At 55.4% G+C, this 18,275-nt stretch carries 14 protein-coding genes; 7 read left to right on the top strand and 7 right to left on the bottom strand.

Annotated elements, in window-relative coordinates:
- Positions 1-29: 29 nt before the first annotated feature.
- The 3 genes from RG807_RS00445 to RG807_RS00435 all read right to left on the bottom strand — a co-directional run bounded on the left by RG807_RS00445 (position 30) and on the right by RG807_RS00435 (position 2,229).
- Positions 30-494: a L,D-transpeptidase family protein gene (locus RG807_RS00445; RefSeq protein WP_309043473.1), complete on the bottom strand. Its 465-nt coding sequence runs from the start codon at positions 492-494 to the stop codon at positions 30-32.
- A gap of 91 nt (positions 495-585) precedes the next feature.
- Positions 586-1,263, bottom strand: coding sequence for a TetR/AcrR family transcriptional regulator (locus RG807_RS00440; protein ID WP_309043092.1), 678 nt, complete (start codon positions 1,261-1,263; stop codon positions 586-588).
- A gap of 60 nt (positions 1,264-1,323) precedes the next feature.
- The gene (locus RG807_RS00435; RefSeq protein ID WP_309043090.1) at positions 1,324-2,229 is read right to left on the bottom strand and encodes a hypothetical protein; all 906 of its coding nucleotides are present in this window, start codon (positions 2,227-2,229) and stop codon (positions 1,324-1,326) included.
- A gap of 226 nt (positions 2,230-2,455) precedes the next feature.
- On the opposite strand from RG807_RS00435, the gene RG807_RS00430 reads away from it, so the two are divergent.
- Complete coding sequence (locus RG807_RS00430) at positions 2,456-3,076, top strand: riboflavin synthase subunit alpha (RefSeq protein ID WP_309043089.1); 621 nt, start codon at positions 2,456-2,458, stop codon at positions 3,074-3,076.
- An 11-nt stretch (positions 3,077-3,087) separates the two neighbouring features.
- On the opposite strand, the gene RG807_RS00425 is transcribed toward RG807_RS00430, so the two are convergent.
- From RG807_RS00425 to RG807_RS00410, 4 genes are all read right to left on the bottom strand, one after another.
- Positions 3,088-4,230 carry a class I SAM-dependent methyltransferase gene (locus tag RG807_RS00425; protein ID WP_309043088.1) on the bottom strand — a complete coding sequence of 381 codons (1,143 nt, stop codon included), beginning with the start codon at positions 4,228-4,230 and terminating at the stop codon, positions 3,088-3,090.
- A 191-nt stretch (positions 4,231-4,421) separates the two neighbouring features.
- Entirely contained in the window at positions 4,422-5,486 is a 1,065-nt protein-coding gene (locus RG807_RS00420) for a class I SAM-dependent methyltransferase (protein ID WP_309043087.1), read from the bottom strand.
- A gap of 30 nt (positions 5,487-5,516) precedes the next feature.
- Complete coding sequence (gene can / locus RG807_RS00415; RefSeq protein WP_309043085.1) at positions 5,517-6,197, bottom strand: carbonate dehydratase; 681 nt, start codon at positions 6,195-6,197, stop codon at positions 5,517-5,519.
- A gap of 100 nt (positions 6,198-6,297) precedes the next feature.
- The gene (locus tag RG807_RS00410) at positions 6,298-11,169 is read right to left on the bottom strand and encodes an NAD-glutamate dehydrogenase (protein ID WP_309043084.1); all 4,872 of its coding nucleotides are present in this window, start codon (positions 11,167-11,169) and stop codon (positions 6,298-6,300) included.
- A gap of 130 nt (positions 11,170-11,299) precedes the next feature.
- On the opposite strand from RG807_RS00410, the gene RG807_RS00405 reads away from it, so the two are divergent.
- The 6 genes from RG807_RS00405 to RG807_RS00380 are packed head-to-tail and all read left to right on the top strand — an operon-like array spanning position 11,300 to position 18,232.
- Positions 11,300-12,262, top strand: a complete 963-nt coding sequence (locus tag RG807_RS00405; protein ID WP_309043083.1) for an AAA family ATPase — start codon at positions 11,300-11,302, stop codon at positions 12,260-12,262.
- 8 nt (positions 12,263-12,270) lie between these two features.
- A complete protein-coding gene (locus RG807_RS00400; protein ID WP_309043082.1) occupies positions 12,271-13,203 on the top strand; it encodes a DUF58 domain-containing protein in 933 nt (310 codons plus the stop codon).
- On the top strand, positions 13,200-13,670 hold the full coding sequence (locus RG807_RS00395) for a DUF4381 domain-containing protein (protein WP_309043081.1): 471 nt from the start codon (positions 13,200-13,202) through the stop codon (positions 13,668-13,670). The genes RG807_RS00400 and RG807_RS00395 overlap by 4 nt, the downstream gene beginning before the upstream one ends.
- A complete protein-coding gene (locus tag RG807_RS00390; RefSeq protein WP_309043080.1) occupies positions 13,664-14,692 on the top strand; it encodes a vWA domain-containing protein in 1,029 nt (342 codons plus the stop codon). The genes RG807_RS00395 and RG807_RS00390 overlap by 7 nt, the downstream gene beginning before the upstream one ends.
- A complete protein-coding gene (locus tag RG807_RS00385; RefSeq protein WP_309043079.1) occupies positions 14,685-16,493 on the top strand; it encodes a vWA domain-containing protein in 1,809 nt (602 codons plus the stop codon). Before RG807_RS00390 ends, RG807_RS00385 begins: the two co-directional genes overlap by 8 nt.
- Positions 16,487-18,232 (top strand): BatD family protein, encoded by a 1,746-nt coding sequence (locus tag RG807_RS00380; protein WP_309043078.1) that lies wholly within the window; start codon positions 16,487-16,489, stop codon positions 18,230-18,232. Before RG807_RS00385 ends, RG807_RS00380 begins: the two co-directional genes overlap by 7 nt.
- Positions 18,233-18,275: the final 43 nt, after the last annotated feature.

Here is an 18,275-nt window from a genome sequence, read left to right as displayed (position 1 = left end):
ATCCTCTAATCAGTTTTGTTAATCCGGGTTCAACGGATAGTAACCGGCATACCCGCATGGGCACAGCCAAACAGCTCAACCACATCCGCACTGCGCATACGGATACAGCCATGAGACAACGCCAACCCCATGGGCTCGGTATCAGGGGTACCATGTATGTATATAAAGCGGCGAAAGGTATCAACACCAGCACCACGATTCTTGCCTGACTCCAAGCCACATAGCCAGAGAATACGTGTCAGGATCCAATCTCTGGCAGGGTTGGCAGCCGCCAACTCCGCGCTGTAGATTTCCCCAGTAGGACGGCGGGCACGGAAAACTGTATCAGGAGGCAATCCGGCACCAATCATGGCACGGATGTAGTGCTCCCCCCTCGGGGTGCAACCGCTACCATCTTGCTCGCCCGCACCATTAAGGGCGGTAGACACCGGGTAACGGGCAATGGCGGAGCCGTGCTCATCACGCAGCGTAAGGATCTGGTCGTCCAGGCAGATGTCAATCGAACAGGCATTGCGGTTGTGGTGGCTCACAACGGTGTTGGCTCCCTCTGTAATTCAGAGGGAAGCCTAACCGAGAGGGTGCAGCTCAGGCAACCGGGATCTTGCTTTCAGCAGGGGGAGTCAGCACGGCATCCTGGGCTTGCATGCCGGCGGCGAGGAAGGGTACCAGGCGCGCAGCAATCTCCTGAACCGTAGTGTCCACACCCAGCTTGTTGCGCAAAATGTCCTGTAACGCATCGCTACTGGACATGGTAAAGGCCGTTGCACCCAGCATAAACTGAATGCGCCAGTATCGATCTACGGCAGAAAGTTGGGGAGTTGCTTCTTTCAGAAGCCGCATGAAACGGCTGAAAGGCTCACTGTATTCCTGCTCCAGGAATTTACGCAAATGCCCTTGCGACTGAGTGTACGCAAGCCCGAGCAGGCGCATAAAGATTGAAATGCCCTTTTCATTGCGCTGAGGCATGCGCACGGCGCTCTCTGTGAGAACCCACAGGGTTTGATTCAGGGTAGGTGGCTTGCCGTCGCACCGCACCTCAAGCTCATCAAATGCTTTTTCAAGCGTTGCGGAGAATGGGGTGAGAAAGCGGCCAAAAACAGCGTGTATCAGTGCATTTTTGGAGCCAAAATGGTAATTAACAGCTGCAAGGTTTACTTTTGCCTTGCTGGTTATCATGCGCAGAGACGTCTCTGAAAAACCACGCTCAGCGAACAGCTCTTCTGCAGCATCCAGAATTCGGTCAACAGTATCTGACTGGGCCATTTTGTTTTCAGTGCCTCTAGCAAACGTCTGTTTGAAACATACGTTTGAAGCACATTTATGTCAAGTTCTGTCCTCGGGCTGTGCCACGGCTGCCTGCCAGCCTTCGTCTATTGCTTTCTGGTTGCCCTCCAAAAATGCGGCCTGAACCCGACTATACGCCTTCTCCGCTTCAAGCAGATAAATCAGGTAGAGCCTCACATGCTCACGCCGGGACAGCGCCCGAGGTAGCGCTTTCTGTTCTGACAGACGCAAAAGGTTGCTGAACCGTGTGTTTTTCAGAGCGGGGTTATAGTCTGCCATGCGGGCACACTGCCAGATCAACCCCTCGTTGCCTTCAAGGTGTTCTGCGTGCTTTCGCGCATCACGCATCAGGCGCTGACGCTTGAGCAGCAAATCCAGGTATGAAGGTGCCGGTGTATACACGCGACGAACCACCGGAATTCCCAGCAGCACAATAATAACAAAGGCGCCAAACCCGCCGCCCGCAACCCACGCAGGCACAAAGCCTGTCAGCCCACTGAGGAACACAACTGCCGCCACCAGCGCACTGAACACCCACAAATCCCGGCTCCGACGCGCCGTCGCAACACTGAAATTATCAGGCCAATCACTCATCGCCAGCAACTCAAAATCCATCAGCAATACACGATCACACTGGCGCAGCATTAGCCTTAGCTTTCGCTGGCGTGATTCCGCCAGCACAGGCTCAGTTGCATCAGAGGCTTCAGTACTATTGCCCTGTTCTTCGTCTGGTTGCTCCCTACTTTCACGGAGGTTTTCATTACTACCGTCCCCGACGGTGCCATGGCTAAGGTTTTGAGCCGCGGCAGCAACATTTTTCGGGTTATTCTGGCTTGCAGCCAACGCCACTTTCTCCGGTACAGGGTCAGCCGCACGCCCCGGTCTCAATACAGCTCCCTGAGCTGTTCCGGTTTGCGCCTCTGTCACGGTCTGATTCTGAGCCATCACAATTTATCCAATGCGTTAAAGAGCCTCCCTCAAGCGGCAGGTCTTATTAGGGCCGTTCTTATTAGAGGGTATCGACAGTGCTCGGTATATCTTGAGTTACGTGTTTTGCACACACCTATTCAGGCAGCAGCATTTCGTCAAAAGCCCTCAAGCTTGGCAATAGCAACCTCGGTCGTTATCCTTCCCCTCCTATGCCGCACTCCGCTCGCCAATGAGGTCTGCTATGTTCACAGGTATTGTTCAAGGTATTGCTGTTGTGGAAGAGGTTACCGCAGCAACCGGGCTAAGCACCTTCGCTATCCGCTTGCCAGATAACAGCGCAGAGGGCGTCACCATTGGGGCCTCCGTGGCAATCAACGGGACTTGCCTCACGGTTACCAAGCAATCTGGCAACACGCTGTTTTTTGATGCCATGCAGGAAACTCTCAGGCTGACAACGCTCGGCAACCTGGTGTCTGGGCAATTGGTCAACTTTGAACGAGCCGCGCGTATCGGGGATGAGATCGGTGGGCACCTGCTCTCAGGGCACATACACACAACGGCAAACGTCGTCGAGATTCTACGGCCTGAAAACAATGTAACCCTGTGGTTTGAAGTTCCGGATCAATGGGCAGGTTACATTTTCCCGAAAGGCTATATCGCCATCAACGGTGCAAGCCTGACCATCGGTGAGGTCGACGGCAACCGGTTCAACGTGCACCTGATACCTGAAACCCTGCGGGCCACCACCTTTGGTGAAATAGAAGAAGGCATGACGGTAAATATCGAGATCGACAGTCAAACACAAACCATCGTGGATACGCTTGCGCGTCTGGGGTATGACCGGCCGGCCTCACCAAGGTAAAAACCCGTCGCTCAGCCGCGGCAGGCTTCGAAGACAACAAATTTGGGGTTAGCGTCGAGCTGACGCACTTGGGGAAAGTATCGGCGCAGGCTTTTGTGATATCCCAAGTGCCGATTTCCTACGATGACCAAACGGCCAGTATCAGACAGGTTCTGCGCCGCCTGCTCAAACAACCTCAAGGCGATATGGTCTCCCACCACACCGCCTTCATGAAAGGGCGGATTCAGCAGAATGCGATCAAATGAACCCCGATCGCCGGCAACGCCATCTGCGTGCAGGAATGTCGTCTTGGCATCCGGAAAGGCAGTGCTTACGTTACAGCGAGCACTCATGACAGCTTGGCTGGATACGTCACTGAAGGTCATTTCAATATCTGCCCGGCCCGCCAACACACTCAGCCCAAGAATGCCATTCCCGCACGCAAGATCCAGTACACGGGCACCCGGCGGGCAGGATTCAAGAGCGGGCTTCAGATGGGGCAGCATCAGCCGAGTGCCTATATCCAGCTTCTCCCGAGCAAATACCGCTGGCATGGCATCGACGCGAACACTCTGCGCTTCCAGCTCATAGCCTTTCCAGGTGCCATGCCAATTATCCAGCCTGACCTCGCCTTCGCTACAGGTAATCAGCCGAGCTTTCTTTACCGCCCTGCCTACCTTCTCAACATTCACCGTTCTGGCAAAAACATCCACACTGCGATCAGGAAGATGCTTGATCATTCCTGCCGCCAGTATGACCCCGTGTTGCTTAAGCGCACCATTGGCCCAACGCAGCAGCCAATCCAGATAGTCGGCTTCACGGGGAATCTTCAGCAGAATCAGATCATAGGTATCAACGGGTGGCTGCATCCAGCTGAACACCTGCTCTGGAACAGTACAATCGGGGTTCAGGGCTGCATTCAACGCCAATGCAGAGCGAAGTTGAGCGCTATCAGCTACCGAATCCGGAGAGAATGGAGACAAACCTAACGTCAAGGCACCGTATTGATCATCAATAACCAACACCCGCGAATCAGGCGCAATGGCCAAACGCCCAAACGCCTCCTGTAGCAGCAATTCGTCAGCAGAGCTCCAGGCTCGCAGGCTCGGATCATCCGTGCCAGGGCGGCTGAGGGTCAGGCTACCACCAGGAAAGTCCAGCACTGCGGTTGTCATATCAGGCATCCAGAGGGGATTCGTGTAAAACACGCCATTTTAGGCTGATTACTCTAGAAAATAACCCTATTGTTTATTTTGTTCACTTTTAAGAAGACCCTCAGCACGAGGGTTTGTCTTAAACACATTCTCGGTTAGCTCCATTTTTTGGGAAGCGAACCCTTTGCCCCTCACCCCAGGGGCTTTTTTCGTTATTGCCCCCGGAAAGCACGGTAAACAGTGAAGCGCCCATCTTCACGCAGGCGCTCAACTCGACCTATGTGCCGCTTGATCAACGCTTCGTAGGGCAGAAAACTGTTGGCCACCAACCGCAATTCACCACCCGGCTGCAAATGCCGCTTCACATCCTGAAGAAACTGCTCTGTCATGGAGGTGTCGGTTTTTACACCGGTATGGAAGGGAGGGTTACTGATTACCCCGGGCCAGAGGCCGTCAATCCCGGCCAGGCCATCAGAGGCGAAAATGGTGCCATCGGAGCGGTTGCGCTGGTAGGTTTCCCTTGCACAGATAACTGCCTGCGATTGGACATCCACGCCATCGATACTGGCAACCGGAACTTGCCTCGCGGCCTGCCAGGCTTGAATCCAGGCACCAATAACACCTGCACCACAGGCAAAATCGAGCAGCCTGTCTGCCCGCACTGGCTGTTCTGCCAGAGTTTCCAGCAGCATGCGGGTTCCGTTGTCGAGGCCATCCTGACTGAATATCCCGGGTAATCCGGCCACCTCAATGGAGATTCCTGAACATTCAACGGTGCTCCAGCTCAACCAGTCCTGAGCGCGAAATTCGGGAACCGGCTCAACCGATTCTGCACACCAGACCTGACAATGGCGTGCGCTGTCTGCCTTTGATGCCTGGGGCGCAACCGCTTTGAGCTGTTTGATGGCACCCGCTATGCCTTCTTTTTTCTCGCCGACCAGTATCAATCGTGCATTGCCTGCCGCCAGAGAACGGGCCAACGCCAGGCGCATTTCCAACTCGGCACGGGCTTTTGGCAAAAACACCACTATGCTGTCATAGCTGTTGTCAGCCAGCACCGGATCGTCATAACCAAAGGCAGCTTGCCAGCCATCATGGCGCTCCAGCGCGCTAAAAACGCCCGCGTGCTCGCTCATGGCAAGGCCATTAAAAGGGAGCGCTGGCAGCAAGTGTGCTGATGAAACGCCCAGCAGGGCCAGCCGGCCGGACAACAGGTGCTGGTTTTTGAGCAGCGCCTGATGGGAATTAGGTAAGCCGGAGCCGGTTATACTTTGCATGGAGTGGATGATGCCGTTTTGCGGTGAATACTAGACTTGTTTCTGTCGGCCAGAGCGCACAGGGCGCAAGACCAACTCGTCCAGACTGTTCTGCTTGATCTGCTCCCAGTCTTTAGCACCGGAAACAGATAAACCCATATCCCGGAGTATGCCGTCTGCCAGATCATATACGAAGCCGTGAACGTTCAGCCGCTGACCGCGCTTCCAGGCTTCCTGAACAATGCTGTTCTGACACACATGTCCTACCTGCTCAATCACATTCAGCTCACACAGCCGATCAGCCCGGTCATTCTCGTTGCTACAGGCATTGAGTACAGACTGATGACGATCCCGAACATCCTGCACATGCCTCAACCAGTTACTGATGAGACCAAAACCCTCATTGCGTAGAGCTGTTTTGATGCCGCCGCAGCCGTAATGGCCGACCACAAGCACGTGCTTGACCTTCAACACCTCGACGGCGAACTGCAACACTGACAGACAGTTGAAATCGGTATGAACGACGACGTTAGCAACATTCCGATGCACAAAAAGCTCGCCCGGTGGCATGTCCACTATCTGGTTGGCAGGCACTCGACTATCGGCGCAACCAATCCAGAGATACTCAGGGGCCTGCTGATTCGACAAGCGATGAAAAAACTGCGGATCATCGGCTCTGATAGCGTCAGCCCAAGCCCGGTTTTTTTCAAGAAGATGGTCAAGTTGACCCATTAACAGACTCCGTTTCGTGATTCCCGATGGTGATTGAACGGGAATCACGGCTTCAACGCAACACTCAGTTTATTTGAGTCATGTTTAACAGCCTTTCGAGCTAGCTCTCGCCTTGTGATTGGTGCAGCGTACTCTGCGCCAGATCCAGCAATTCCCGCAGTGCTACAGAAAACATCGCGTACTCGGGCTCCCTTACGCCCTTGAGCTCCTGAAGCATGCTTTTCCAGCGCTCAATCAACGTCTCATGCCGCTGCAGCCACGCGTCTACAGAAGCAGACACATCCTCCGGCGTTCCAGCCAGACGAAGGACTCCGATGGTCAATGCCCGCTGCTGCCAATCCAGATCTTCCCGGAAGCTTTCCCTCGCCAGAGCCTGCCAATGAGAGCCAGGCTTGAGGCCTGCAATGGCCGTGGCAAACCAGTTCAGGTCGAGCCTGTCGCCCAACTCGTAGTAGAGGTTGGCGACGGTTTTAAGCGGCATGCCAGTGGTTTCCTGAGCCTCGATAATGCCAAGGGATGAGTACAGGTAACTGGTGCCAGACAACACAGATGCCAGTTCCGCCGGCACCCCTTCACCTACGAGCGCTTCGTTACGTTTTGCCCACTCGCTGCTGGCATACTCGCCCAGATACTCCGGCAAGCCGGACGTGATCGCCCAAACACTGTCGGCAAAGCGCTCCATGTGGCTTTGAATGCTCAATTCCGCGCGACGATTACGCAACAACCAGCGCACAGAGCGGCGCATAAGGCGCATCAGATCCTGCATCAGTTTCATCTGCAGCTGAGCCGGAATGTGGAAATCGAGCGCTTCAATCTTGTCCCACCAGTTGTCAATCCGGAAAACATCCCGGGTGATCAGCCATGCCAACGCAATGGACGCAGCATCTGCTCCGGTAGACTGGTTCAACCGTTCCACAAACGTGATGCCCATGTGGTTGACCATATCGTTGGCAATCTGTGTCGCAATAATCTCCCGACGCAGCTGGTGTTCACCCAGTTCCTTGGAGAACTTCTGGTTCATATCCCTGGGGAACACTTTGTACATTTCACGGGCAAGCAACGGGTTATCTGGCAAGTTGCTGTCGATCAACGTCTGCTTCAGATCGCCTTTCACATAGGAAATAAGAACCGACAGCTCTGGCCGGGTCAGCCCTTTATTGTTCAGTTTGCGCTCAGTCAGGGTGTCGTCATCAGGCAGGAACTCCAGGCTCCGGTTCAGCTTGCCTTCGCTTTCAAAGGTGTTCATCAGCCTGCGGTATTCCTCAAGGCGCGTGGCTGCGTCCTCGTTGGCAATACTGATGGCCTGGGTTTGCCGGTAGTTGTTCTTGAGAACCAGCGCTGTTACATCGTCTGTCATCTCTTCCAGCATGACGTTGCGCTGTTTGAAGGTAAGATCTCCCATTGCTACCGCACGGTTGAGCAGGATCTTCATGTTAACTTCGTGGTCCGAGCAATCTACTCCACCCGAGTTATCGATAAAGTCTGTATTCAACCGCCCGCCACTCAACGCATATTCGATGCGCCCAAGCTGGGTCATACCCAGGTTGCCGCCCTCACCTATAATCTTGCAGCGCACATCGTCTCCATTGATGCGCACGCCATCGTTGCCCTTGTCTCCCACATCGCTGTTGGACTCGACACTGCCCTTAACATAGGTGCCAATCCCTCCAACCCAGAGTAAATCGACCCGAGCCTTGAGGATGTGCGAAATCAGCATGTTCGGAGGTACACGGTCGGAACTGATGTCCAGCAGCTTCTTGATTTCCGGGCCAATCGCTATGGATTTCGCATTGCGATTAAATACCCCACCGCCTTTCGAGATCAGCTTTGTATCGTAATCCGTCCAGGCTGAGCGGGGCTTCTCGAACAGGCGCTTACGCTCTTTGTAGCTCTTGGCCGCATCGGGTGTCGGGTCCACGAAAATGTGGATGTGGTTAAACGCTGCCACCAGACGGGTTTTCTCAGAGTTCAACATGCCATTACCAAATACGTCTCCGGCCATGTCGCCAATGCCAATGGCGGTAAACTCATCCTCCGCCGGGTTAATGCCCAGCTCACGGAAGTGACGCTCCACAGACACCCAGGCTCCCCGCGCCGTGATGCCCATTTTCTTGTGGTCGTAGCCATTGCTGCCGCCCGAGGCAAATGCATCGGCCATCCAGAAGTTGTATTCCGCTGCCAGGCCGTTCGCAATATCAGAGAACGTGGCAGTGCCTTTGTCAGCGGCAACAACCAGATAATGATCGTCCGAATCGTGTCTGACCACCCGCTCCGGTGGCTGGATCCTGGCATCGATCAGATTGTCGGTAATATCGAGCAAGCCACGGATAAACGTTTTATAGGCTGCAACGCCTTCGGCTTGGAACGCTTCACGATCCGATGAATCGGGCAGGCGCTTGGCAACAAAGCCACCTTTGGCACCCACTGGCACAATCACTGCGTTCTTTACCTGCTGAGCCTTCACCAGACCAAGCACTTCCGTGCGGTAATCTTCAAAACGATCTGACCAACGCAATCCGCCCCGGGCAACCTTGCCACCACGCAGGTGAACGCCCTCAACACGCGGCGAGTACACAAATATCTCGTACACAGGCACCGGCAGTGGCATGTCTGAAATTCCGGAGGGATCAAATTTCACACTGATATAGGGCTTGGGCTGGCCAGCTTCGTCCACTTGGTAGTAGTTGGTGCGCAACGTAGCCTGCATCAATTCGAGATAAAGACGGAGCACACGGTCTTCACTGAGGTTAGCCACCTCATCGAGCCCGGCATTGAATTCGATTTCCAGCTTCTGCTGAGCCGCCTGGCACTTCACCTCACTCTGGAAGCGATCCGGGTTGAAGCGCACCTCAAAGTACTCCAGCAGAATCCGTGTGAGCTCAACATGATTCACCAAAGTATTGGAAATAAAGGTCTGACTATTAGAAAAGCGGATCTGCCGCATATAACGCGCATAGGTGCGCAACAGGGCAATTTCCCGCCAGCTCATGTAAGACGTGATGAGCATACGGTTGAAGGCATCGCTCTCCGCTTCGCCGTACCACACCCGATGGAACAACTCCTCGAAGATGGGCCGTATCCGGTGGATATCCACCGCCTTGCCACCGTGGGCATATAGGGTGAAATCGTGAATCCACACGGTTTTATTGTTCCGATCGGTCACTTCGAACGGATGCTCACCCAGAACACGGAAACCCAGGTTGTCAAAAATGGGCATTACGTCGGATAAAGGCAGGGGCTGGTCAGGATAAAACAGCTTGAAGTGCAAGGTGCTTTCGTCCTCTTCCAGTGCCCGGTAAAAACTCATTGTAAGGCCATTACCGGTAGAAGCTGCCGCTATATGTTCAAGGTCAATGGCGGCGCGACGCGGCGAGAACATCTCGGTGTAGCTTGCCGGAAAGCCATTCGCCCACAGGCGATGCAGCTCATTACCTTGCTCTTCCCCAAAGGTTTCACTGAGCGCACCAGACAAACCATCTCGCCAGGACTGAGCCAATTCAATGACCTTCTCCCGGATTTCAGCCAGCGGCAATTTACGATTTTCAACCTGGGGAACACGGATGGTGAACTGCACTCGAGCCAGCACAGATTCGGAAAAATGCGTCACAAACTCGATATCTTCAGCCCCAAGCTGGTCAAGCAGTACCTGCTCCACCTTCAAACGAAGCTCGGTGTTGTAAATATCCCGAGGGAAAAATGCAAGGCAGGTAACGAACTGTCCGTAAACATCTTCACGCATAAATAGCTCAATGCGATGGCGCTCCTGTATATACAGGATATTCTTCGCCACTATCAGCAGTTCATCTTCAGCAATCTGGAACAGCTCGTCCCGGGGATAAAGGGTAAGAATCTGCTCAAGCTCTTTACCTGCGTAATCTGCCTTCAAGAACCCGGAGCGTGTCATCACACTCTGAAATTTGCGTTTGAGCAGCGGAATCTCATCTGGCCGTTCGTTATAAGCACGAGACGTATACAGGCCCAGGAAGCGGCGCTCGCCAACCACCTCCCCCTTTTTATTGAATTTCTTTACGGCGATATAGTCCGGATAGGCGGGGCGGTGAACACGTGAGCGCTGAGCAGATTTTGCGAAAATGAAAATATCGTCAGCCCGCGTCATCTCGTGGCGCGTGCGCTGGGGCAGTTCGTTAAGACGAACCTGTTCCGGTCGCTCGTTATTTACACGGAGGATTCCCAGCTCGGAATTTTCAATCCTGCGAACCACCATGCCTGACTTTTCCTTGGCAAAGTCATACTCGTCGTAGCCAAGAAAAGTAAAGTGATCGCTTACCAGCCATTTCAGGAACGCTTGCGCTTCTTCCTTCTGCTCATTGCTAATGATTGCTGTAGTGCTATCAAGCTCTTTAATTATCTGCTTGACCTTATCGGTAACCACCGGGAAATCCGAGACGGCGATACTCACTTCGTGGAGAACCGCCCGAAGAACCTGCTCCAGATCTTTAAGATCCTCGGGATTGTTGTGCCGGGCAATTTCCAGAACGATGAATGCCTCATAGGCAGAGCCCAAATCGGATTTCTTGGTCGCCAGCAAGTTTTCGAGGTTTCCTGACTTATCCCGCTCCAGATTAAGAATGGAGTGCTGAATAGAGTGAGTCGCAATTTCCCGCTGGTTAATCGCGATACGCAGGGAATCAATCAGAAACGGAATATTGGGGTGCAAAATAAACACAACGGTATGAGTTGACTGCCAGCCGTCGCTTTCCAGATCCGGGTTGAATACTGCCACTGGCGCTTCTTCGGCCCCACGCTTCTGCATAAACTGCCAGGCCGCCATTGCTGCCCCGTAGGTATCTGAGAGACGCCGTTCAAGAAGTTCGTCCAGAGGAATATGGGCGTAATGTTGCTTTACAAATTCGCTGATTTTCTTGGCTTCGGCTTTGGCAAGCTTCTTGGAAAACTCCTCAGCCAAAAGTTCGAAAAACTGATCTTTGCTTGCCACTGTCAGCGCATTCATGGGCGACCTCAGATAGTGTGAAATAAACGTAATAGGGATATCGTGAGATAAGCATAGTCAAACCCTTGATTTTTGCCGCACAGACACCAAAACTGCGGCAACTACTTACGCACGAGAGCAATCACTTCCTATGTCGTTACAGCATACGTTCGGTGAACTACGGGCACAGTTAGCCAAAAGGATCATAGGTCAGGAAAAGCTGGTTGACCGTCTTCTTATTGCATTGCTTGCGGATGGACACCTTCTGGTAGAAGGCGCTCCGGGGCTGGCGAAAACCACTGCAATAAAAGCCCTTGCAGACCATCTCACGGGGGATTTTCACCGCATACAGTTCACCCCGGACTTATTGCCGTCTGACGTGACCGGCAGCGAGATTTACCGGGCAGAAACCGGGTTGTTCGAATTCCAGCGCGGGCCGATTTTCCACAACCTGGTACTGGCCGATGAAATCAACCGGGCACCGGCAAAGGTTCAGTCTGCTCTGCTTGAGGCCATGGGCGAGCGCCAGGTCAGTGTGGGCATGCGCACCTTCCCCCTTGATCGCCTGTTCATGGTGATGGCAACCCAGAACCCCATCGAGCAGGAAGGCACTTACCCGCTGCCCGAAGCCCAGCTTGATCGGTTCCTTATGCACGTGGTGATCGGATACCCATCAGCTCAGGCCGAGCAAGCCATTCTTCATCTGGCCAGAAACGACTACCGTCAGGGCCAAGCTGCCGCTGAAGTTCGACTGACCGCAGACCAGGTTTTCGAAGCCCGGGCTGAGGTTGCCGACATCTATATGGCGGAATCGGTTGAGCAGTACCTTCTTGCCCTGGTGCTGGCCACCAGAGATTCCGGTGTCCTGGACCCGGAACTTGGCCGCTGGACGGCGTTTGGCGCCAGCCCCCGAGGCACCATTGCGCTCGACCGTTGCTCCCGTGCCATCGCGTGGCTCAACGGCAGGGATTATGTAACTCCGGACGATATTCGGGCGGTTGCCTTCGATGTGCTCAGACACCGAATCCTGCTGACCTTTGAAGCCGAGGCGGAAGGCGTAACGGCAGACACAGTGATACAGCGCCTGATTGACCGCGTGCCCGTGAGCTCCTGAGGCTGGCCATGGATGTACGCGCCAGTGATGCAACGACCCGCGTAAGCTTGCAGGCACTTATTCGCCTGCAAGCAGATGCCCGGGCTTTGAAGCTGCCTTCAGCGCGCCCAGCAAGAGCGCGCCAGGCCGGGCTCCAGCGCTCGGCGCAGCGTGGTCGTGGAATGGCCTTTTCGGAGGTGCGGCTTTACCAGCCGGGCGATGATATCCGCAGTATTGACTGGCGTGTAACCGCCCGTCGCCAGGCACCTCACACCAAGCTGTACGAGGAAGAGCGGGAGCGGCCAGTGCTACTGATATGCGACCTGGGCCCTACTCTGTTCTTCGCCAGCACTGGAGCCTTCAAGCAGGTGCGCTGCGCTCAGCTTGCGGCCATTCTTGCCTGGCTGGCACTTATGGCGGGTGATCAGGTAGGCGGCATTGTATTCAATGGCAGCACCTTGAACGTTCAACGCCCGGCCCGGCGAAAAAAATCCGTATTAGGATTGCTGGACACCCTCGCCAGCCAACAGCACACATCCATAGAAAACGCCGCATCAGAAACCTCCCTCGATACCGCGCTCGCGGAAGCCCGGCGTGTTGCCCATACCGGTAGCCGGATCTTCGTGATCAGCGATTTCCTTGGCATCTCGGACAGCACCCCGGCACTGCTCGGCGCCCTGGTTCGCCATAATAGCGTCAGCGCCTTGCGAGTTGTGGACCCCCTGGATCTGGAACTGCCCCAAAGCGGGCGTTTTGCAGTTGCCGGTGCGGAAGGCCCGGTCTGGTTTGATGCATCCAATAGCAGCTTTCAGCAGGCCTGGCGTAAAAAGATCACTCACCACGAGGCCAGGCTTGAAGAGTGCTTTCGGCTATCTGGCGTATGGGCATCCAAGGTTTCCACCCATGAATCACCTGCAGTGAGCCTTAAATCCATACTCGGGCCGGGAGGGAGAATCGGATGACGCCCGAGGATCCCCTGAGCCAACTGCGAGATATTCACCTGCCAATAACCGGCGGCTTCTGGCCACCGGCGCCGGGTTGGTGGATTCTTGGCGTTCTCCTGCTTCTTGCTGTGGCAGCTTTGATCTGGGCAGCCATCCGCCGCCACCGCCGAAACCGCTGGCTGAGGCTTGCAAAGGCCGAACTGGCTATTCTGGAGCGCTCGGCCGTTAAAGAGCCACAGTGGTTCACGGAACTCAATGCGCTGCTCAAGCGTGTGGCGCGGGCGCGCTATCCGGACGAAAACCCTGAAGCCCAGACTGGCGAGCAATGGGCGGAATGCCTGATCCGCCATCTCCCTGAAGGCCGAATAGCCCATCGCCCTGTTGTCGATGCTTTGATAAACAGCACCTGGCAACCGGAGCCGACAACCGAACCCGCACAGGCTCTGGCATTCGCCCGTATTTGGCTGGAGGCGCAAAAATGCTGAGCCTCACCTACCCCTGGGTACTGCTACTGATTCTGGTGCCCCTGCTGTTGCAATGGAAGAAGCCCGCCACCCACACAGTGGACGCCCCGGTTTTCCCGGTCGGGCACTGGCTCTCGGAGTTGCCGGGGGTTACTCGACAGGGCAATGGCGTGCCCCGCTGGCAAACCTTGGTGCTGTTTCTGGCCTGGGCGCTACTGGTGTTGGCACTGGCACGGCCGCAGCATGTCGGTGAGCAGGTGCAAATGCCCGTGTCCGGGCGCGACCTTATGCTGGTGGTGGACATTTCGCCCAGTATGGAAGAGCAGGACATGATCATTCAGGGCCGCAGCATTAATCGCTTGCAGGCCGTTAAAGGAGTGCTGAACGACTTTATTGCCCGCCGTGAAGGAGACAGGCTGGGCCTGATACTGTTTGGCACGGAGCCCTATGTTCAGGCGCCTTTGACCTTTGACCTGGAAACCCTCGAGATACTTTTGCAGGAATCGGGCATCGGTATGGCCGGGCGCGCAACCGCTATTGGGGATGCCGTCGGCCTGGCTACGAAACGCCTTAGAGAGCGCCCCCAGCAGCAACGAGTGGTTGTGCTGCTTACAGATGGCGCCAACACAGCCGGCCAAATCACACCCGACAAAGCAACAGAAATTGCAGCGGCTGCAGGCGTTCGCCTCTATACAATCGGCATTGGTGCCGAGTCGATGATCCGACGCGGCTTGCTTGGCTCCCGCCGGGTAAACCCTTCAAGAGATCTGGACGAAAATCTGCTAACGCGCATGGCACAGCAGACCGGTGGCGAATACTTTCGTGCCCGTAGCCTGCCCGAACTGGAGTTGATTTACGAAACCATCAACCAGCTTGAGCCCATTGAGCTGGACGGCAAAACCTACCGTCCGGTTACCGATCTCTTTTTCTGGCCTGCGGGCATGGCGGTCGCCCTCTGGCTTGGCCTCTTTATGTTCAGGCGCGTTACGAGTTGGCGGGGCCGGGCTCGGCAGACTACGGAAGGAGGTGTGACCCATGGCTGACTTCCACTTTATCCGCCCTCTCTGGCTTCTGCTGCTGCTCCTTGTGCCGTTGCTGTACATCGCTTTGACGCGCCGAGGCTCGGGTGACAGTGGCTGGTCAGGCCTGATTCCGGAGCAGCTTTTGGCTCCGGTGATCCGACGTTATGGCGGCCCGGAAGGCAAGGGGAAATCAAAACTCCTAGCTGCAATTAGCGCACTGGTTATCCTCGCCATTGCCCTCGCGGGGCCAGCCTGGCGAGAAGCGCCTACGCCCCTGAAAAAGCCAGGAGACAGCTTGGTGATCGCGCTCGATTTGTCGCTGTCCATGTTGGCCACCGATCTGGAACCAGACCGCCTAACCCGGGCAAAACGCAAAATTCGTGACATTCTCGCCGTTCGGGAAGGCAGTCTCACCGGGCTGATTGTGTACTCCGGCGATGCTCACGTCGTCACGCCTCTCACCGACGACATCAACACTGTCACTGGCATGCTCAACGTACTCGATCCCGTGATCATGCCGGTTCAGGGCAACCGATCGGATCTTGCGATTGCCAAAGCCCGCGCGCTTTTGGAGCAAGGTGCTCCGGGCATGGGTCGCATTCTGTTGATTACCGACGAGGTGCCAGACCGCTACCGCGAGCCTATTCGCACTGCGCTGAAGAGCACCAACTACACATTAAGCACTCTGGCAGTCGGCACCCGCGAAGGCGGCCCCATTCCACTTGCCCGGCGGGGCTTTATTCGCGATAACGGAAACATTGTCATAACACGCACCGACCCGGACATGCTCGCGGAACTCGCTCGAAACAACGGGGGGAGCAGCCATGAACTGACACTGGATGACAGCGACATAGCGGCCCTGCATCTCAGCCCCGTTGAAACCGACGAGTGGCAGGATTCCAGCACCGGGCTCACGGTAAACCGTTGGCAGGACGACGGCTACTGGCTGTTGTGGCTGGCTTTGCCGTTGCTATTACTAGGCTGGCGCCGTGGTGCCTTTACCGCCATGGCACTGATTCTTCTACCCGCTCTGCCACAACCAGCCCAAGCGATGGATTGGGGTAGCCTGTGGCAGCGGGAGGATCAACGCGCAGCAGAGTTGATCCGGGAAGATCCAACTGAAGCGGCCAGCATGCTCAAATCTCCGGAATGGCGTGGCTCTGCTCTTTACAGGGCGGAGCGCTTTGAGGAAGCAGCCAAAGCATTCGCCGGGGTAGACAGCACCCTCGGGGATTACAACCGTGGTAACGCTCTCGCCCGGGCCGGTAAGCTAAAAGAGGCTATTGAGGCATACGACAGCGCATTGGCGCGCAAACCAGACATGGAAGATGCGCAGGTAAACCGCCAGATTGTAGAGGATCTGCTCGAACAGCAAGAGAAGCAATCCAGTCAGGACCAGGGTAAGGACGATCAGAACTCGTCGGATTCCAGCCAGAACGACGGTCAGCAACAGGGGAACCCTTCCGGTTCATCCGGTGACAGCGAAAATCAGGATCAGCCGCAGAACTCGGGCCGGGAACCTGAATCGTCTGAAAGCGGAAGCGAAGAACAAGAGCAGAACGGAAATCAGGAGGAATCTCGCAAGCAACAACCGGGCGACGCATCAGAAAACCAGAGCTCAAGCGATCAGGCTACGGAGACAGAGCCCGGCGATCAGGAAGTCGAAACACCCGCCCCTACTTCTGAAACACCCCTGACCCAAAGCCAGGAGCAATCCCTGCGGCGGGTCCCAGACAACCCGGGCGGGCTTTTACAACGAAAATTCCTGCAACAGTATCAGGAGCGTCAGACACCATCTGATGAGGGCGACACACCATGGTAAAACGGATGATTCTCCCGGCAATCTGGCTGGCAGTGCTTATGGTATTCGGGCATGGAGCACACGCCGGCGAACTGAGCGTCGAGCCAGACCGAACCCGGCTTTACGAAGGCGAAGTGCTGACGCTTACCGTAAAGGGCAGCACAGAGATTGATATCAGCCTGAGCAACCTGTTCGATTTTGATCTATCGAACCTACCCTCTCCGGATATCGAAAAGGTGGAAGGTGATTTTGAAATATTGGCCCGCAACCAGCGCTACAGCATTCGCACCGTAAACAGCGACATGGTGGGAGAAATAACCTGGACCTACCAACTTGCACCCAGATCAACCGGAAAACTCACCATCCCCCCGCTGAGTTTCAAGGATTCCAAATCGAAGCCGGTGACGATCGAGGTTGTTGACGGCACGCCTCCAGATCAGGCCGGCCCAAACCGGGGCAGTTTCATTGAGCTGACGGCTGATAAAGCCGAAGTCTATGTACAGGAGCAACTGATCCTGACGGTGAGGCTGTTCTTCCGGGGCAATCTTATTCGTGGTGAACTATCCGATCCACAGCATCCCAATGCGATCATCGAAAGTCTGGGCAAACAACGGGAATATTCCAGTGACCGCGACGGCGTACGCTATCGGGTTGTGGAGCGGCGCTATGCCCTGTTTCCACAAAAGCCCGGCGTAATGAACCTACCCCCCATTCGTTTTGAAGGCCAGGCCAGAGATGCCGACGGCTCTCTCCGGTTCCTCCGGGACAGTGCCTCATTGTTTGAAGTGCCCGTAAAAGATGTTCCAGCAGAATTCAGCGGCTCAACCTGGTTACCGGCCGCCAGCCTCACTCTGAGAGAGGCAGGCATGCCACCCACACTGAACCTGAAGACCGGTGACAATCTCACCCGCACACTAAGCCTGCAAGCCACAGGGCTGCCGTCAGAAGCGCTACCACCCTTACCCGACTCTATGCCAGATGGGCTTCGTCGATATCCGGAAGAGCCTCAACGAAACACCAGCGTGGGGCCTGATGGAATTGTTTCGACTCTGACCCAAACCAGCGCGCTGGTTCCCGTGGAATCGGGCAAACTGACCCTCCCGGCGGTGCGCATTCCCTGGTGGGATACAGAATCAGACAGCGAGAGAGTGGCTGTTATCCCCGCGCAAACCCTTAACGTTACCGCCTCTGAAGCCGCAACGGCTGTTGCTGGAACTCCTGCCGGAGGCCAAGGTTCACCACCCGCCACTGGTGGTGAAGATCGACATGGCAGCACCGGTGCAGCAACGAATAACACATTCTGGCAGTGGGTCAGTCTTGCGCTTGCGGGTATATGGATTCTGACGATGTTGGCCTGGTGGCGGACCCGCAGAATGACTGCCGATACGCCTGCCAATACCGATTCTGAGGAAAGTGGAAATGAACGCGATGCGTTTGAGCAGATGCTCAATTCGGCAAAGGATGGCCGGGCATCTACTCCCGGGCTGTTTGTACACTGGTCAAATTTACACTGGCCAGGACACGACTTTCGCTCTGCCGGTGACGTTTTCCGGGTAGTTTCAGCACCGGATCTGGACAAGGAGTTGAACGCACTGCAGGCACACCTGTTCAGCCGTGATCGTTCCGGTGATGGTAACAACAGTGAACAGTGGGATGGGGAGCAGCTGGTTACAGCCCTCAGGCACGCAAGGCAACAGAGAAACAGATCAAACCAGGAATCCGGCTTGCCACCACTCTACCCAAACAGCCTTTCAGTGTAAGGGCCAGCGTAGCGACTACTCCAAACAGTCTGAATACTCGCTG

Origin of the sequence: Marinobacter sediminicola, assembly GCF_031157525.1 — a bacterium.
Lineage (GTDB): Bacteria > Pseudomonadota > Gammaproteobacteria > Pseudomonadales > Oleiphilaceae > Marinobacter > Marinobacter sediminicola.
Note: the sequence above shows the minus strand (reverse complement) of the source record. Positions and strands in the feature narration are given on the sequence as shown.

What these genes read in the sequence shown, in the direction of transcription:
- RG807_RS00405 (WP_309043083.1), top strand. Translation starts at nt 11,300, where the DNA reads ATGTCGTTACAGCATACGTTCGGTGAACTACGGGCACAGTTAGCCAAA.
- RG807_RS00425 (WP_309043088.1), bottom strand. Translation starts at nt 4,230, where the DNA reads ATGACAACCGCAGTGCTGGACTTTCCTGGTGGTAGCCTGACCCTCAGC.
- RG807_RS00410 (WP_309043084.1), bottom strand. Translation starts at nt 11,169, where the DNA reads ATGAATGCGCTGACAGTGGCAAGCAAAGATCAGTTTTTCGAACTTTTG.
- RG807_RS00400 (WP_309043082.1), top strand. Translation starts at nt 12,271, where the DNA reads ATGGATGTACGCGCCAGTGATGCAACGACCCGCGTAAGCTTGCAGGCA.
- RG807_RS00380 (WP_309043078.1), top strand. Translation starts at nt 16,487, where the DNA reads ATGGTAAAACGGATGATTCTCCCGGCAATCTGGCTGGCAGTGCTTATG.
- RG807_RS00420 (WP_309043087.1), bottom strand. Translation starts at nt 5,486, where the DNA reads ATGCAAAGTATAACCGGCTCCGGCTTACCTAATTCCCATCAGGCGCTG.
- can (WP_309043085.1), bottom strand. Translation starts at nt 6,197, where the DNA reads ATGGGTCAACTTGACCATCTTCTTGAAAAAAACCGGGCTTGGGCTGAC.
- RG807_RS00390 (WP_309043080.1), top strand. Translation starts at nt 13,664, where the DNA reads ATGCTGAGCCTCACCTACCCCTGGGTACTGCTACTGATTCTGGTGCCC.
- RG807_RS00395 (WP_309043081.1), top strand. Translation starts at nt 13,200, where the DNA reads ATGACGCCCGAGGATCCCCTGAGCCAACTGCGAGATATTCACCTGCCA.
- RG807_RS00440 (WP_309043092.1), bottom strand. Translation starts at nt 1,263, where the DNA reads ATGGCCCAGTCAGATACTGTTGACCGAATTCTGGATGCTGCAGAAGAG.
- RG807_RS00430 (WP_309043089.1), top strand. Translation starts at nt 2,456, where the DNA reads ATGTTCACAGGTATTGTTCAAGGTATTGCTGTTGTGGAAGAGGTTACC.
- RG807_RS00385 (WP_309043079.1), top strand. Translation starts at nt 14,685, where the DNA reads ATGGCTGACTTCCACTTTATCCGCCCTCTCTGGCTTCTGCTGCTGCTC.
- RG807_RS00435 (WP_309043090.1), bottom strand. Translation starts at nt 2,229, where the DNA reads ATGGCTCAGAATCAGACCGTGACAGAGGCGCAAACCGGAACAGCTCAG.